Raw genomic sequence first — 15563 nt, 5'->3', positions numbered from 1 at the left:
CGCCCCCCCCCCCCCCGGGCCCGGGGGGGGGGGGGGCGCCGCGCCCCGCCCCCCCCCCCCCCCCCCCCGCCCGCCGGGCCGCCCGGCTGTGCGCTCCGGATGGGTGCGCGGGTCGGCTCAGCGGAAGCAGTGTGCGACAGGTACCGCGCTGCCCTCGCAGTTGGTCGGCTCGTTCTCGATGACCACGCTCTCGTCGTCGATCTTGACCTGGGCGTGGGCGGCGAAGATGCCACCGGGCTTCACCGTCGACGCGTTGTGGGTGATCTTGCTGGTGTAGATCGCCACCGAACCCGCGGACGCGTAGATGCCACCGCCGCTGGACGCCGCGCCGACTGCCTCGTTGCGGGTCACGTCGCTGCCGCGGACCAGCAGGTTCGCCTTCTCGGCGTAGATGCCGGCGCCGACGCCGTGGGTGGTGTTGCCGTCGACCACGCTGTCGTCGAGCGGTGTCAGGCCCTTCACGGTGGAGATGCCGCCGCCGTTGACGGTGGACGTGTTGCCACGGATGGTCATCGTGCGCATCACCAGCACCGCGTCGGAGTTGGCGGCGCCGCCGCCGACCTGCGCGGTGTTGTTCAGCAGTTCGGTGTCGGAGACCTTCGTCCGGGCCGAGAAGCTGGCCAGCCCGCCACCCTGGCCGGCGCTGTTCTGGGTGAAGGAGACGCTCTCCACGTCGGCGGCACCACGGTAGTTGCCGAGCCCGCCGCCGTAGGCGTTGGCGCTGTTGCGGTGGAACTCCGAGCGCTTCAGCGTCAGCACGCCACCGTTGAGCAGGCCCCCGCCCTTGCCCGCGGCGCCGGAGGCGCTGTTGCCGACGAAGGTGGAGTCGGTGACCACCATGTTGCCGTCGTTGAAGATGCCACCGCCGCCGCCCTCGGGCGACAGCGAGGTGCTCTGCGTGACGGTGACCCGCTCCACCACGGCGGTCGCCCCGTGCACCACGTGCACGCTGCCGCCCTCAATGTTCGAGCGGCCGTTGTGCAGTTCCACGTCGCGCAGGGTCAGCTCACCGCCGTCGCGGACGGTGAAGAATCGGAACGGCGCGGCCTGGGCGTCGCGGGCGATGGTGGCGCCGGCGCCGTCGATCGTGATGGCCTGGTAGATCACCGGCAGGCCAGCGGTGTCGTCGGCCGGGTTGTGCGGCGGCGCGTCAGCGTCACCAGGGGTTTCCGCCGCGTCGGCCGCCTCCCGTGCGTCGCGGATCCCGCCGTCGTACTGGTCGGTCTCGTGGAACGCCTCGGTGAGCAGGTAGCGGCACCTGGGCGCGAGCCGCAGTTCCGCGCCGCCCTCGGCGTTGGCCGTCACCAGCGCCGCCACCAGCTTCGCGGCGTCGCAGGGCACCGACACCACGCCCCGCTTGCCGGTGCCCGGGCTGGGGGCGCGGCCCCGCTCGGCGCCGTCCGGGTCGCGCTGCGCCCCGCCCTGGTCGCCGGCACGGCGGTCGTCGTCGCTTCCGGCCGCCGCCGCGTTCAGCCGGCCCAGACCGGGGAGGGAGAGCTCACGGTCGGCCGCGGCGGCCACGCCGGCCACGCCGGCCGCTCCCACGACCAGACTTCCCGCCAGCAACCCGCTGGCCAAGAACCATCGGGACCGGCGTCTGGGTCGGATCTCGCGGTCTCCTGCGTGGTACGTGGACATAAAAGGTGCCTGCCTTCCTGCCTGCAAGACGTGACCGCGCCCCGAACCGGGCGCGGAGGGCTCGACGTTGCGTCGACCGCCAAACGTCACGATAGGTCCGCAATACGGACAGGAAGGTGTGAACGTGAATAGTGCCCCTATTCATCTTTTCACCCCGTCAAACGGGCAGCCGGTCACCCGCCGACGTGGATGCCGGGACGACGCAGCGGGTCCCGCTCGGTCCGCCGGATGATCTCCCGCACCACCGGCGGGGTGTCCCCGCGACCGAGGATGAGATAGCGCGCCAGGTGCGCGATCGGGCTCCCCTCCGACCACTCGAAGTGGGCGTGCGGCCGCACCCCGGTGGTGTCGCGCAGGGCCAACAGGATCGCGGCGATCGCGTTGGGCACGGCGGGGCTGCTGGCCCGCAACACCCGGAAGCCACCCACCTCGATCCCGTGCACCCGCAACACCTGGCTGAATTCCGACGGGTCGACCACGTCGATCTCCAGGAACAGCACGTCCGCGGCACCGGGCACCGGATTCATCCCCCGCTGCGCCCGTTCCTTGATCGTGTACTCCTTCACCGATCCGCTCTGCCGCTTGTTCGCGATCAGGTGCAGCTGCCCGTCGTGGGCCAGCGACTCGGTGATGAATCGACGGGCCGGCTCGTCGAACTCGATCCGCTCGGCGCGCAGTTCGGTGGTCCGGGTGACCCGGGAGACCAACGAGACCACGATGATGCCGAGGATGAACAACGCGGAGATGGTGATCCCGTCCGGCTGCTCGATGACGTTCTCCAGCAACGCGTACAGCAGCACCAGGGTCAGCAGTGTGAACCCGACTGCCCCGGCGCGCTGGCGATGGCGGGCGGCGGAAATCGTCACCGCCACCGCGCCGGAGACCATCATCGCCAGGATGCCCGTCGCGTACGCCCCGGCCTGGGCGTTGACGTCGGCGCGGAAGGCGATCGTGATGGCGACGCTGACGACCGTATAGACGATCACCACCGGACGCACCGCCCGCGCCCACTCCGGTGCCATGCCGTACGAGGGCAGGTAGCGCGGCACGATGTTGATCAGCCCGGCCATCGCCGAGGCGCCGGCGAACCAGAGGATGAGCACGCTGCTGACGTCGTAGACGGTGCCGAAGGCCTCGCCCAGCTGGGCGTGCGCCAGGAACGCCAGGGCCCGCCCGTTGGCCGCCCCTCCGGGCCGGAACTCATCCTGCGGGATGAGCGCCGTGGTCACGAATGTCGTCGAGACGAGGTAGACCGACATGATCAGCGCGGCGGTGGTGAGTAGTCGGCGTGTGTTGCGGATCCGGGCGGCGAGCCGGGCCTGCTGGTCCGCCCCGTCGGCCCGGACCAGTGGCATCATGCTCACCCCGGTCTCGAAACCGGACAGGCCCAGCACCAGCAGCGGGAACGCCAGCACGGCCGTGAGCAGCACGCGACCCGGTCCGCCGCCGCCCGTGGTCAGCGCGGCGGTCCAGTCCGACACGATGCCCGGGTCGTCGACGATCCGGGCCAGGGCCACCACGACGATCACCGCGTTGAGCGCCAGGAAGACGGCGACCAGCGGGATGGCCACCACCACCGCCTCGCGGAAGCCGAGCAGGAACACCCCGCCGAGGATGAGCAGCAGCACCACGGTGACCACGACCGGGACGGCGGGGCCGTGCAGCGCGTCGGGCAGGTACGGGTTCTCCAGCAGGTGCACGGTGGCGTCCGCCGAGGAGAGGGTAATCGTGATGATCCAGGAGGTGGCCACGAAGCCGAGCAGCACGAGTACGAAGATCTTTCCCCGCCAGAACGGCAGCAGTCGCTCCAGCATCGCCACCGACCCCTGCCCGTGCGGGCTCTCCTGGGCCACCCGCCGGTACATCGGCAGCATCCCGAACAGGGTGAGCGCGACGATCAGCAGGGTCGCCAGCGGGGACAGCGCACCGGCCGCCACCGCCGCGATACCCGGCAGGTACGACAGCGTGGAGAAGTAGTCGACGCCGGTCAGGCACATCACCTGCCACCAGGCGTGCCGGCGGTTCTGTCCCTCGCCCGCCTCCGGGCCCGGCGGCTGCACCTGGTGCTGGAAGAGCCACCGGCGCAGTGGACTGGCCGGCGGCGCCGACCGCGCCGCCGTCGCCACGCGTTCGGGCACCACGACACCCGGCCGGCCGCCCCGGTGCGGGCGGGCCGGATCGCGGGCCGCCCGCAGCGCCGGGTCCGGCCCCGTTGGCGCGTGGCGGCGTCCGCCCCAACGTCGTGGTTTCGCCCGGTGCTCGTCAGCCATCGCCAGTCCCACCCTCACAGGTCCTGATCCGACGGTAGGCGGTGGCGCGGGACCCGACCGGCGGAACCGGGCAGGTGGATGGCCAGCTCAGGACAGGTCCGGTACGGCGAGCAGGCGGGCCAGTGCGGGCGGGTCGGCCACGGTCACCGTGGCCGCCGGATGTCGTGGCCGCCCGCCCGGCACCACTGCCGGCACCGGGGTGCCGAAGCGCAGGCAGATGCCGCCGGCCGTGCTGCTGCCGAAGCTCGCGCCCCCGTCGGCCAGCGACACGTGTGGCCCGATCACCCGCCACCAGCGGTACGGGCCGCTCAGCTCGACGGCTGTCACGTTCTCCCGGTCGGTCCGCAGCTGCCACGGCCCGTACCGGATCAGCAGATCCCGGTCGGTGACGGCGACCCAGGCCGTCGCCGGGCGAACCCCCAGCAGCGCCAACACCGGGCGGAACAGCGGGTCGAAGCGGAACGCGAACCGCGTCGCGGCAGCGGTCATCGCGCACCGGGTCGGACGGTGGGTCGCGGCACCGGGCCACCTGGCCGCAGCGGGCCGGGCCGCGCGGGCCGGGGTCGGGCGGCGGGCCGGCGCCGGGCCAGGACGGTCATGGCGCGGGCGTACCCGTTAAGCGCCCGCCGACACCCCCGACATCCGCCACCGGCGCGACGAGCGCGACGCCCCTCCCCCACCGCCGGCCGGCACCCCCCCGGGCCGGCCGACGGTGGCAGACGGTCGGCACCCCCCGGAGCCGACCGGCTGCACCCCTGGGTCGACCGGCTGCGGCCGGCCACCCGAGGGTGGGTGAATCTGATGGGACGCGCCCCCGCGCTCCGCCACCCCCCACGGGGCGGAACGCGGGGACCCCCCGTCCCGGCTACTGCAGAAACGCTCCCAGGGGCGACAGCAGTAGCCGGCCGAGCGCCGCGGCGTTGTCGTCCAACCGCGTGCGCTCACATTCGCGGGCGTCCGGATCGTGCCGGCACCGCCAGATCTTCTGCGCGTTACGCCAGGCGACATTGCGGGTGTACTCGACCAGCTCCCCCTGGTACCAGTCGTCGATGTCGCCGTTGAGCATGTCGATGAGCAGCTGCCACTGCTCCAGATAGCCTCGGCGCAGACCGGGGATCTTGTCCGCGAAGATCTTGTTGATCTCCAGGTAGTCGTGGTGCTGGTCGCTGCCGTCGACCGGCTCCGACTCCAGGTGGTCGAACGTGGTCACCAGCGCGAAGGGCAGGTCGAAGTTGATGTGCGCGTTGACCCCGGCCGCCGCCGACGGCAGCGGACGGGCGTCCGGTCCGCGCATCCGCTCGAAGAGGCACGACCACGCCTTCGGGGTGCCCGGGCTGGAGTCGGTCCAGAGCCGCATCGCGTCGAAATACCGCGCGGCGAACTCCACGTCCAGCCGGGACAGGAAGGCCGGGTCGATGAAACGATCCTCGTACAACCCGTCCAACACACTGCTGGTGATGGTCAGGTAGAGCCTGTTGAAGTCGGCCAACGGGCAACTGGCCTCCAACGGAGGAAGCCGCACCAGCATGTCCTGAAGTTTGGTGAGGTGATCGACCACGGCCGGCACGTCCGCGGGATGATCGGCGAGCAGGTCGACGATGTCCCGGTGCACGGGCCCCCAGACCGGAGCGGTCATCTCTCCTCCATAGTGGTCGGCGGCATCCCCCGCGCCGTCGTCGACGCGGCCCAGCCTCTCAGCCGACACCCACTCACCGAATCAGTAGAACGACGTATCCCGGTGCGCACACGCGCCAGTGGACGGTGCGGATCGTCAGCTTCGGACGTTGCGCAACTGGATCGCGCTGGCCTGGACCCGGGTACGGACCTGGAGCTTGTCGAAGATGTGCGACACGTGCACGCCGATGGTCCGCTCGCTGATGAACAGCCGCTGTCCGATCTCCTTGTTGGTGAGGCCCTCCGCGACAAGCGCGAGCACCTCCCGCTCCCGTGCGGTGAGCGGCGCCAACTCGTCGTCGGACGCCTCAGCCGGCGCGCTCCTCGTGCCGCCGAGTGCCTCGTGCTCCTCCAGCGACACCCGGGCCCGCCCGGCCAGCTCGCGGATTTCCGAGGTCAGCGGCACCGCGCCCAGCCCCTGCGCCACCCGGTACGCCTCCCGCAGCAGCTTGCCGGCGGTGGCCAGCCGGCTGCGGCGGGCCAGCAACGCCTCGGCCTGCCGCAGCCGCGAGTACGCCGCCGGGTAGGGGTGGTGGCGTCGGTCCCACTCGACGACGGACGCGGCCCACAGGTCCGGGTCGCTGCTGTCGAGGCGGCTCACCTCGGCGGCGCAGAGCGCCAGGAACCCCTCCACCACCGAGCGCACCGGACCGGCCGCGCCGACGCTCTTGCGGGCCACCCGGTCCGCCACGTCACGCAGCCGGCGCACCATTGTCGGGTCCACCGCCACGGCACGACTGGCGTGCGCCTCGGCCTCGGCTCGCAGGCCGTGCCAGACCAGCGCCGACAGGATCGTCACGTCGTCGGACCGGCTCTCGGTGAGGCCCCGTTGCACCGCCAACCGCGCCACATCGTGCCGGCCTTCCCACATGGCCAGCCCGGCGCGCAGGGTGAGCAGCGGAATGACGTGCCGCGCCCCACCACCGGCGAGCAGGGTCGCCACCGCGTCGAGGTCACGGCTGGCGGCGTCGATGTCGCCGTAGCCCACCGACAGCCGGCACCGGGCCAGCAGCAGCTCGACGGCGTCCGCACCGGACGGTCGGTGCCGCAGGGCGGCGGCAACCACCTTCTCCGCCTCGGCCCACTGACCCACCCGGAACAGGCCGTTGATGGCGACGGCCAGCAGCCGGGTCTCCCAGGTGCGGCCCAACCCCAGTTCGGCGACCCGCTCGGCGCCACGACGGGCGACCACCACACCCTCTTCGAGAATGTTCAGTGGCCCGGTCAACAGCTCCGCCAGGTGCAGGTACGCGCAGGCCACATCCTCGGGCTGGCCGGCGCGCTCGGCGGTGTCGAGGGCGTCACGCATCACCGCGAGCCCCGCGTCCGGGTCCTCCAGGTAGGCGTCGCTGAAGCCCAGCGCCGAGCTGGCCAGCACCACCTCGGTGGCGGAGCCCTCCACGTCGGCGGCCAACGCCAGCGCCTCCCGGGCCCACCTGCCGGCGTCGGCGTAGCGGCCCAGGTGCAGGAGCAGCTCGGCGAGGCGGGCGGCGGCGGTGGCCCGGTCGCGCGGGGAACAGTCGGCGGCGGTCAGCGCCCGCTGGTACTCCTCCTCGGCCAGCGCCGAGCGGCCGGCGGCGGCCAGGTAGCGGGCCCGGCGGATGTGCAGCGCGCTGGGCTCGCCACCCGGCAGCGCGGCCACCTCTTCCAGGAGGACCAGCGCGCGGGCGTGCTCCCCGCAGTGGTGGGCCGCCTCGGCGGCGTTCCTGAGCAGCTCGACCCGGTCCACCGCCAGCGGTCCCGGGTCGGCTGCCAGTTGCAACGCCGCCGACCAATGCCGGTGCGCCTCGGCGTAACCGTGCAGCCGCTCGGCCTCCTGCGCCGCCGCCACCGCGGCCGGCAACGCGCGCGCCGGCTCACCGGCCAACCGCCAGTGGTGCGCCAGCCGGGCCTGGTGCAGCTCACCCGGCGCGGCGGTCAGCGCCTCGGCGTAACGGCGGTGCAGCCCGGAACGTTCGGCCGGCAGCAGTTCGTGCGCGAGCACCTCGGCAACCAGGCGGTGCCGCAGCCGGTAACCGTCGTCGGCGCCGACCAGCAGCCGGTGGGCCACCGCGGCGCGGGCCGCGTCGATCAGCTCGTCCTCGGGCAACCGCAGCACCTGCGCCAGCAGCCAGTGCTGGACCGGCTCGACACCGGCGGCGACCGCGTGCACCACCGCGTGGGCGTGCTGGGGCAGCGCGTCGACCCGGTCGAGGAAGATCTCCCGCAACGTCTCGGACAGGCCGTCGCGGCCGTGGCGGAGATCGCGGGCCAGCTCCTCGATGACGAACGGATTGCCGCCGCTGCGCTGCCAGATCTGCTCGGCCGCCTCGGCGGGCAGCGTCCGGCCGACCACCGCGGCAGCGAGCTTCTCGGTGTCGGCCCGGCCCAGCGGAGCCAGGTCGAGCACCCGCACCGTACGCAGCCGACGCAGCTCGGTGAGCACCCGGCGCAGCGGGTGCGCGCCCTGCAGCGACTCGGCGCGCACCGCCGCCAGCACGGAGAGCTGGAGGTCGCCGAGCCCGGCCAACAGGTAGAGCAGCAACTGTCGGGTGCTCCGGTCGACCCACTGCAGGTCGTCGAGGATGAGCACAAGTGGTCTGCCCTCGGCGATCAGGTGCAGCCCGCGGCTGGCCCGCTCCAGCAACGCGCCCGCGCCGTCCGGGCTGGCGGTCTCGTCGGCGAACATCTGCAGCAGCCCTCGCACCGCGGCGGAGGTGCGGGCGTGCGAGGTGGACAGATCGGCGTCGAAGCGGCGCAGCGCCTGCAACAGCGGGTGCAGTGGGGAGGCGTCGCCGATGTCCAGGCAGCTGCCGGTGAGCACCACGGCACCCTGGGCACGCAGTTGGTCGGCGACCTCACTCAACAGCCGGGTCTTGCCCACACCGCTCTCACCGGTCAGGAAGACGGCGGCGGTCTGCCCGTGCGCGGCGTCACCGTGCAGCGCGGCCCGAACCGTCTGCACCAGCTCGGCCCGGCCCACGAGCGGTGCGGTGTCCCCATCGCTGGCCATGGCACGCAGCCTAATCACAGGTCCCCGAACTGTTCTACGGCCAACTGCCGCTTCTGGTACTCCTCGCGTCGACTTTGCGACAAAAGGTTGCGGGTGGCCGACATACGTCGTTCGGCAGATCCCCGGTCAGCTCAGGGATGCCAATCTCCGGAGGTCACCTGGCATCAGCGGGGGGAAGGGTTGGTGCGAAGCCATGACCACCATCGCTACTACCAGCATCATCATCGCCGGCGACGCACGGCGGCCCGTGACCCCGCACTGGCCCGTGCCGGAGGAGAGACGCACCGTCTCGGTGCTCTTCGCCGACATCGTCGGCTCCACGACCCTGGTGAGCCGACTCGACCCGGAGGACGTCCGCGCGCTGCAGCGGGTCTACTTCGACACCGTCACCGGCGTGCTGCACCGCTGGCAGGGAGTGGTGGAGAAGTACGTCGGCGACGCCGTGATGGCGCTCTTCGGCGCTCGGCGCTCCGACGGCTTCGACGCGTACCGCGCGGTGCGGGCCGGACTTGAGATCCAGGCCGCGCTGGACCGCCGGCCGATGGTCGGGGACATCCGACTGCGGGTGCGCGTCGGTGTCGCCACCGGTGAGGTCGTGGTCGACCTGGGCGGTGCGGTCAGCGGCGGGCACGGCGTGGCGAGCGGCGCGGTGATCACCACCGCCGCCCGCCTTCAGGAGTACGCGCCACCGGGTGCCGTCGCGCTCTGCGCGGCCACCGCACGGGCCACCGCCGGCCTGATCACCCAGCGTCAACTGGCACCGGTGCCGGTCGCCGGCCGGATGTCGCCGGGGCCGCTCTGGCACGCCATCGGCCCCGTCCCACCCGGCCCGGACCGGCACGACGGTCCGCTGATCGGTCGCCGCCGGGAGCTGGCCACGATCCGCGACCAGCTGACCCTGGCCATCCGGGAGCGGAACCCGTGCTGGGTCTCGCTCGTCGGGCCCACCGGCAGTGGTCGCAGCCGGCTGCTGCACGAGTTGACCCGTGGGCTGACCACGGTGGACGGCGCTTCGGTGCGCTGGTCCGTGGCGGCCTGCCAGCCGTACCCCGATCAGGTCCTGGAACCGGTCGCCGAGCTGCTCCGCGGTGTCGTCGGGGTCCGACGCGGTGACGGCCCGGCGGCGGTCCATGACCGGCTCGTCGCCGTCCTGACCGCCCTGTTTCCACCGGCGCGGGTCGCCGCCGCGGTCCCGACGCTGCAGCGGATGCTGACCAACCCGGACGACTGCGCCGCGGCGATGGCCGGCGCGGCGATCTGCCGCGACGTCCTGCTGCGGCTGGCCACCCAGGCGCCGCTTGTCGTCGCGGTGGACGACGTGGACCGGGCGGCGCCCGCGGTGAGCGGATTCCTACGGGCGCTGCTCGACGCGGCGACGGCACGGCGGCTACCACTGGCCGTGGTCACCCTGCACCAACCGCAGTGGGCCGACACCGGGTCTGGCCCAGCCCGGCGGATGGCGATCCGACCGCTGGCCACTGTGCAGTCCGGGCGACTGCTGCGCCATCTCCTGACCCGGTCCGGTCAGCCGGTGACCCTGGTGGACCGGCTGCTGCCGTTGGTGGGCGGCCGGCCCGGGCACGCGACGGCGTACGTCGCGTCGATTGCGGCCGGGGCCGACCCGGCGGTGCTCCCGCTGCCCGAGGCGGTCCGCCGCAGCGTCGGCGCCGAGGTGGACCACCTCGATGGTGAGCGGCGGGCGGTCCTGATGGCCGCCGGTGTCCTGGGCGGCGTGGTCTCCGGCGCGACGGTCGACCGCGCGCTCGGCTGGACGCCCGGCCGGTCCGTGTCGGCGCTACGCCGGCTGGTCGCCGCCGGACTGCTCATCCCCCAGCGCACCGGGGGGTACGCGTTCGCCTCGCCCGCGCTGCGCCAGGTCGCCGCCGAGCGGTTGCCCCGCGCGCTGCGGGCCGTCTTCACCCGCCGGGCCGCCGACGCCCCACGCCGCGACACCGCCCGGCGGCCCCACGGCGCTGCCGCGAACCCCGCTGGTGCCGCTCGCACGGCCGGCAGCGGCTCGGCCGGGCGGTCCGTCGAGGTCGTGCGGCTGGACGCCGTGCGCTCCCGGGTCGGCCGCGACACCGCCCTCGTGGCGTTGGCCCCCGCACCAGGATCCGGCCCGCTGCGCCTCCCCGCCCCGACGATGGCGACTTCGCCGGCCGCGCCGCCCCGCGGAACCAACCGTGCGCCGGGCGTCAACCGGCTGCGATCCGTCGCGCCGGCTGGTGGCGTGCCGCCGACCTCGGCGGTGCCGGCGGCGGTGGCGCAGGCTGTTACGGGCGGTCACTGGCCTTCGGCCATCGACCGCATCCCGGTGGCGATCCGCGCGGTGCCCGCCGTGGCGAAGTCGACGAGACCCGGCACCGGCGTCGGCGGGCTGCCCGATTGGGTACGCGCCTTACCCGTCCCACCGTTGATCCGCCAGCCGGACAGCCTGGGCTACGGGCAGCCCGCCTCAGGCGGGTACGTCACGACGAACGACTGACCCCGGGCGGTCGCCCGCCGAACCGCCAGTTGTGCACCTCCACGTCGGCGTACCGGTCGACGGTCAGGATGGCGCGCGCCTCGTCCGGGGTCGGCGCCCGGACCAGCGCGGCGGTGCCGAGCCACGTGTCGCCGTCGTCGGACAGCAGCGGCCCGTACGCGATCAGCTCGTTCGGGTCGGGTGGCACGGGCAGGTCGACGGCCTGCCCCGCGCCGAGGCCGAGCACCAGGTAGCGGTTGCCGCCGTCCCGACCACCGGGGAAGTCCCACATGGTGCGGCCCAGCGAGTTGCGCCATCGGCGCAGCAGCACATCCCGGTACACGCCGGCCTGGTAGTTGGGCTCTTCGAAGGCGAACGTCCGCGCGGCAGCCGGATCGGGCAGGTCGACGATGTGCACGCTGCCGGTGGCGGTGTCACCGGACAGGGTGGGGCCGCGGGCGATCAACTCCTCGGCGTACCGGTCCATGTAGGACCAGTGTTCGGCCAACAACTCGTCGCGCAACGTCCCCGAGTCGGGCCGGTCGCGGTGGTAGCACAGGAACTCCATGCCACGCATTCTCGCCGTGGGGCCGGACCTCCGGGTGGCCGGGTCTCGCCCGCGGCCTACGGCACGGACGCCGCGGCCAGCAGCGCCGCGGTCGGCAGGACGAGCAGGCCGTCCGCGTCGCGGTAGGCGGCGGTCAGCTCGTCGTAGGCGGCACGGATGCGGGTGATCACCTCCGGCGGCTGGGCCGCCAGCACCAGACCCGCCTTGCTGATGCCGTTGGCCGGACCGCTCCACCAGGCATCCGGGTGGGTGCGGTGCGCCCAGGTGATCGTGCCGCAGCGCGCGTCGGCGAGACCAGCGGCGTCCAGCAGAGCTACAAAGCCGTCCGGGGTACGCGGGAAGTCCCGCTCCGCGTCCACCGTCGGGACGGTGGTCGGACGCTCGACCCCGGCGGCGTCGAACACCGCTGCCCACAGCCGCTGCGCCTCGGGTGGCGGGTCGGGCCAGATCGTCACCGCGATCCGACCGGCCGGCCGGACGACCCGTCGCAGTTCGCTGATCGCGGCCAGCGGATCGCCGACGTGATTGATCACGAAGTTCGCCACCGCCGCGTCGAAGTGCCCGGTGGGAAACGGCAGGTGGGGCAGAGCCGCGAGGCGGACCTCGACGGCGGACGGGACCCGGCCGCGCACCATCTCGACCATGCTGGGCTCGGCGTCGACGGCCACGACGGTGGCGCCCCGAGCGCTGGCCAGCGCGGCCACGGTGCCGGAGCCGGTGCCCGCGTCCAGCACCCGCAGGCCCGCGACGACGCCCGCGGCGTCCAGCAACGCCGGGGCGGGATGGGCGCAGAGGGCGGCGAAACTGCCGTCGTACGCCGCCGCGCGCCCGGCCCAGCGCGACCGCTCGTGCTCGTCGAACGCTGTCGTCGGCACCGCGTCACCCCCGCTGAGGATCTTGATGGTGGCGCCACGATAGCGAACCGGAGGTGCTGGCGCTCAGCGGGCAGCGAGGAAGGCCAGCACCCTCGGCCAGGTCGCCGCGTCGGCGCCCCTGTCGTACCCGCCCAGGTCCGGGTCGGTGAACAGGTGCCCGGCGCCGGGATAGCGGAAGACCGTCAGATCGGCGCCGGCGTCGGTGAGCGCCTGCTGCCACTCGTCGACCTCGTCCGGCGCGTCGTACGGGTCGGGGTCGGCGAGGTGCAGCTGCACCGGCAACCCGGGCCGGACCGCGTCGGGTGCGCCGCCGGTGCCGTGCAGCAGGAGCAGACCGGCGGCGGCGGGGCGCTCGGCCAGCAGCGCCCCGGCCACGCCCGCGCCCATCGAGAGGCCGGCGAGCACCGTCTCCGGTGGCAGGTCGCGCAGCGCGGCTCGGGCCCGGTCCAGCACCACCTCGTGGCCGACCTTGTCGAGCAGCGCGAAGCCCTCCTCGACGGTGTCGGTGGCCGGTACGCCGTACAGGTCGGGGACGGTGACCCGGTGCCCGGCGGCGCGTAACCGGTCGGCGGTCGCGCGCACGGCGGGCCGCAGCCCGTACACGGAGTGGAACAGCACGACGTGTGGCATCACGTCATCCTGCCGCAGCCGATGGTCCGTCCGGTGCGGGCACGCGGGGCGGACGTCAGACCAACGCGGTCAGCCGCGCGACAGGTCGCTCGGCGGCGGCATCGCGGCGATCTCGCGACTGACCTGGCCCGCGGCGGTACGCAGGCGCTCGTCGGTGAGCAGCCGGGTCAGCGCCTGTGCGGTGATGTCCCGGGGGCGCAGACCGTCCGGCACCACGAGCGGAAGAAGCTGTCGCGCTCGGCGATCGTCAACTCGGATATCGGGAGCCGGTGACGCCGGAGCTGATCGAGCGCAGCCGCGAACACGCGACCGCCGTCGGTGCGAACCTGGCCGGTTGACCATCAGCACGGTGTACGGCGTCGCGTTGCCGGACGAGTGGACTCTCTTCAGCGTCTGGTTCGTTGTCGGTAAGCGGGCACGGCGACGCTGTCCAGCCAGGCGCTGAGGACGGGTGCGACGGCGTGCAGGTCAGGGCCGTCGACAGTCTCGATGGCGGCGGCACGAGCTTCGGGGGTCGCGTTGAATGCGATGGCGCAGCCGACCACGCCGAACAGCGGTACATCCGAGCGCCCGTCGCCGATGGCCGCGCAGTGCCGGAGTTCGACGCCCAACTCGGTGGCCATCCTGATGGCGAAATCGCGCTTGGCCTGCTCGTCGAACTGCTCGGCGACCTCGCCGCTAAAGCGGCCGTCGACAACGCGCAGGCGTGGTCCGCACGCTCTCTCGAAGCCGAAGCGGCCGCACAGGTAGGTGCCGACGAAGTCCCACGCCAGCGTGCTCAGGACGGGCACGAGCGAGTGTGCCCGGCACCACGAAACCGTCTCCGCGATGCCGTCCACCAGCGGCATCGACTCCAGAAACGCCTGCGCTTCGGCGGGTGTCCTGCTTGCCCAGCCGCGAGCTTCGAGCACGCACGCCTCGTCACTGCTCAAGGCACCGGCCGCATAGCCGGCTTGTATGTCCGCGATCTCCTTGGCATTGCCGACGAGATCGGCGAGGTGCTGGCCGCTACTGGTCGGCGTCAGTGTTCCATCGACGTCAAAGAACACCGCTCCACGGATCATGGCCGAGACAGTACCCGTCAGGCGTGGGCGGGGTGGGTCAGTCGGCCGGCCGCTGGTCGACGACGCGGCGCATCTTGCCCACCGACCGCTCCACCGCGTCCGGGGCGAGGACGTCGACCGCCACGCTCACGCCGATGGTGTTCTTCACCAGCTCCACAAGCGTCGCGCCGGCCCGCTCGGCGGCGAGCACGTCGACCCCGGTCCGTCGTTCCACCCGCACGGTCAGGGTGTCCAGCCGGCCCTGCCGATCGAGGACGCACTGGAAGTGCGGCGACAGCTGCGGGGTCCGCAGGATCAGCTCCTCGATCTGGGTGGGGAAGATGTTCACCCCGCGCACGATCATCATGTCGTCCGTGCGGCCGGTGATCTTCTCGATCCGGCGCATCGGGCGGGCGGTGCCGGGCAGCAGTCGGGTCAGGTCGCGGGTGCGGTAGCGCACGACCGGCATCGCCTCCTTGGTCAGCGAGGTCAACACCAGCTCACCGCGCTCACCGTCGGGCAGTACCGCCCCGGTGGGCGGGTCGATGATCTCCGGGTAGAAGTGGTCCTCCCAGAGGTGCAGGCCGTCCTTTGTCTCGACGCACTCGGTCGCGACGCCGGGGCCCATCACCTCGGAGAGCCCGTAGATGTCGACGGCGTGGATGTCCAGCCGCTGCTCGATCTCGCGGCGCATGTCCTCGGTCCACGGCTCGGCGCCGAAGATGCCCACCCGCAGGGAGGTGGCCCGCGGGTCGATGCCCTGGCGCTGCATCTCGTCGACGATGGCGAGCAGGTAGCTGGGCGTGACCATGATGACCTCGGGTTCGAAGTCGCGGATCAGCATCACCTGACGCTCGGTCATGCCCCCGGAGACCGGGATGACCGTGCAGCCCAGCTCCTCGGCCCCGTAGTGCGCGCCCAGGCCGCCGGTGAAGAGTCCATAGCCGTACGCGATGTGCACGCGGTCGCCGCGACGGCCGCCGGAGGCGCGGATCGAGCGGGCCATCAGTCGTGCCCAGGTGCGCAGGTCGTCGCGGGTGTAGCCGACCACCGTCGGTCGGCCGGTGGTGCCGGAGGAGGCGTGCAGGCGGGCCACCCGCTCCCGGGGTACGGCGAACATGCCGAACGGGTAGTTCTCCCGCAGCTCCGCCTTGCCGGTGAACGGGAAGCGGGGCAGGTCGTCGAGATCCCGGCAGTCGTCGGGGTGCACCCCGGCCGCGTCGAACGCCCGACGGTAGTGCGGCACGTTGTCGTACGCATGCCGCAACGACCAGCGGAGTCGGTCGCGTTGCAGGGCACGCAGCTCGTCGATGCCGGCGCGCTCGATCGGCTCCAGCTCCTCGCGACGAGGGGTGCGGTCCTGCATCGGCTGCCTCCTTGGCGCGGCGGTCCCGGTGGGGCTGCGGGTA

General features: G+C 73.0%; 12 protein-coding genes. 1 reads left to right on the top strand and 11 read right to left on the bottom strand.

The window, feature by feature from the left end:
• Positions 1-117: 117 nt before the first annotated feature.
• The 5 genes from ACFYPM_RS16660 to ACFYPM_RS16640 form a co-directional block, all read right to left on the bottom strand.
• The gene (locus tag ACFYPM_RS16660; RefSeq protein WP_387197057.1) at positions 118-1638 is read right to left on the bottom strand and encodes a hypothetical protein; all 1521 of its coding nucleotides are present in this window, start codon (positions 1636-1638) and stop codon (positions 118-120) included.
• Between the two features lie 173 nt (positions 1639-1811).
• On the bottom strand, positions 1812-3908 hold the full coding sequence (locus tag ACFYPM_RS16655) for an amino acid transporter (RefSeq protein ID WP_387197054.1): 2097 nt from the start codon (positions 3906-3908) through the stop codon (positions 1812-1814).
• Positions 3909-3995: 87 nt separating this feature from the next.
• Positions 3996-4397 carry a hypothetical protein gene (locus ACFYPM_RS16650; protein ID WP_387197051.1) on the bottom strand — a complete coding sequence of 134 codons (402 nt, stop codon included), beginning with the start codon at positions 4395-4397 and terminating at the stop codon, positions 3996-3998.
• A 376-nt stretch (positions 4398-4773) separates the two neighbouring features.
• Entirely contained in the window at positions 4774-5544 is a 771-nt protein-coding gene (locus ACFYPM_RS16645; protein WP_357255706.1) for a DUF5995 family protein, read from the bottom strand.
• A gap of 135 nt (positions 5545-5679) precedes the next feature.
• The gene (locus ACFYPM_RS16640; RefSeq protein ID WP_387197047.1) at positions 5680-8574 is read right to left on the bottom strand and encodes an AAA family ATPase; all 2895 of its coding nucleotides are present in this window, start codon (positions 8572-8574) and stop codon (positions 5680-5682) included.
• A gap of 193 nt (positions 8575-8767) precedes the next feature.
• On the opposite strand from ACFYPM_RS16640, the gene ACFYPM_RS16635 reads away from it, so the two are divergent.
• Entirely contained in the window at positions 8768-11059 is a 2292-nt protein-coding gene (locus tag ACFYPM_RS16635) for an AAA family ATPase (protein ID WP_387197044.1), read from the top strand.
• On the opposite strand, the gene ACFYPM_RS16630 is transcribed toward ACFYPM_RS16635, so the two are convergent.
• The 6 genes from ACFYPM_RS16630 to paaK form a co-directional block, all read right to left on the bottom strand.
• Entirely contained in the window at positions 11043-11606 is a 564-nt protein-coding gene (locus ACFYPM_RS16630) for a YciI family protein (protein ID WP_387197041.1), read from the bottom strand. The genes ACFYPM_RS16635 and ACFYPM_RS16630 overlap by 17 nt on opposite strands.
• A gap of 56 nt (positions 11607-11662) precedes the next feature.
• Positions 11663-12481: a class I SAM-dependent methyltransferase gene (locus ACFYPM_RS16625; RefSeq protein ID WP_387197038.1), complete on the bottom strand. Its 819-nt coding sequence runs from the start codon at positions 12479-12481 to the stop codon at positions 11663-11665.
• Positions 12482-12544: 63 nt separating this feature from the next.
• Positions 12545-13111: a dienelactone hydrolase family protein gene (locus tag ACFYPM_RS16620; RefSeq protein ID WP_387197035.1), complete on the bottom strand. Its 567-nt coding sequence runs from the start codon at positions 13109-13111 to the stop codon at positions 12545-12547.
• Positions 13112-13180: 69 nt separating this feature from the next.
• Positions 13181-13327, bottom strand: coding sequence for a hypothetical protein (locus ACFYPM_RS16615; RefSeq protein ID WP_387197031.1), 147 nt, complete (start codon positions 13325-13327; stop codon positions 13181-13183).
• 170 nt (positions 13328-13497) lie between these two features.
• Positions 13498-14175, bottom strand: coding sequence for an HAD family hydrolase (locus tag ACFYPM_RS16610; RefSeq protein WP_387197028.1), 678 nt, complete (start codon positions 14173-14175; stop codon positions 13498-13500).
• Between the two features lie 37 nt (positions 14176-14212).
• Positions 14213-15520: a phenylacetate--CoA ligase PaaK gene (gene paaK / locus ACFYPM_RS16605; RefSeq protein ID WP_387197025.1), complete on the bottom strand. Its 1308-nt coding sequence runs from the start codon at positions 15518-15520 to the stop codon at positions 14213-14215.
• Positions 15521-15563 lie beyond the last annotated feature (43 nt).

It is taken from the genome of Micromonospora sp. NPDC005203 (genome assembly GCF_042872705.1).
In the GTDB taxonomy this organism is placed as follows: domain Bacteria; phylum Actinomycetota; class Actinomycetes; order Mycobacteriales; family Micromonosporaceae; genus Micromonospora.
The sequence above is the reverse complement of the archived record's forward strand: the minus strand, read 5'-3'. Positions and strand labels throughout refer to the sequence as shown.

What these genes read in the sequence shown, in the direction of transcription:
- paaK (WP_387197025.1), bottom strand. Translation starts at nt 15,520, where the DNA reads ATGCAGGACCGCACCCCTCGTCGCGAGGAGCTGGAGCCGATCGAGCGC.
- ACFYPM_RS16620 (WP_387197035.1), bottom strand. Translation starts at nt 13,111, where the DNA reads ATGCCACACGTCGTGCTGTTCCACTCCGTGTACGGGCTGCGGCCCGCC.
- ACFYPM_RS16655 (WP_387197054.1), bottom strand. Translation starts at nt 3,908, where the DNA reads ATGGCTGACGAGCACCGGGCGAAACCACGACGTTGGGGCGGACGCCGC.
- ACFYPM_RS16630 (WP_387197041.1), bottom strand. Translation starts at nt 11,606, where the DNA reads ATGGAGTTCCTGTGCTACCACCGCGACCGGCCCGACTCGGGGACGTTG.
- ACFYPM_RS16635 (WP_387197044.1), top strand. Translation starts at nt 8,768, where the DNA reads ATGACCACCATCGCTACTACCAGCATCATCATCGCCGGCGACGCACGG.
- ACFYPM_RS16640 (WP_387197047.1), bottom strand. Translation starts at nt 8,574, where the DNA reads ATGGCCAGCGATGGGGACACCGCACCGCTCGTGGGCCGGGCCGAGCTG.
- ACFYPM_RS16660 (WP_387197057.1), bottom strand. Translation starts at nt 1,638, where the DNA reads ATGTCCACGTACCACGCAGGAGACCGCGAGATCCGACCCAGACGCCGG.
- ACFYPM_RS16645 (WP_357255706.1), bottom strand. Translation starts at nt 5,544, where the DNA reads ATGACCGCTCCGGTCTGGGGGCCCGTGCACCGGGACATCGTCGACCTG.
- ACFYPM_RS16650 (WP_387197051.1), bottom strand. Translation starts at nt 4,397, where the DNA reads ATGACCGCTGCCGCGACGCGGTTCGCGTTCCGCTTCGACCCGCTGTTC.
- ACFYPM_RS16610 (WP_387197028.1), bottom strand. Translation starts at nt 14,175, where the DNA reads ATGATCCGTGGAGCGGTGTTCTTTGACGTCGATGGAACACTGACGCCG.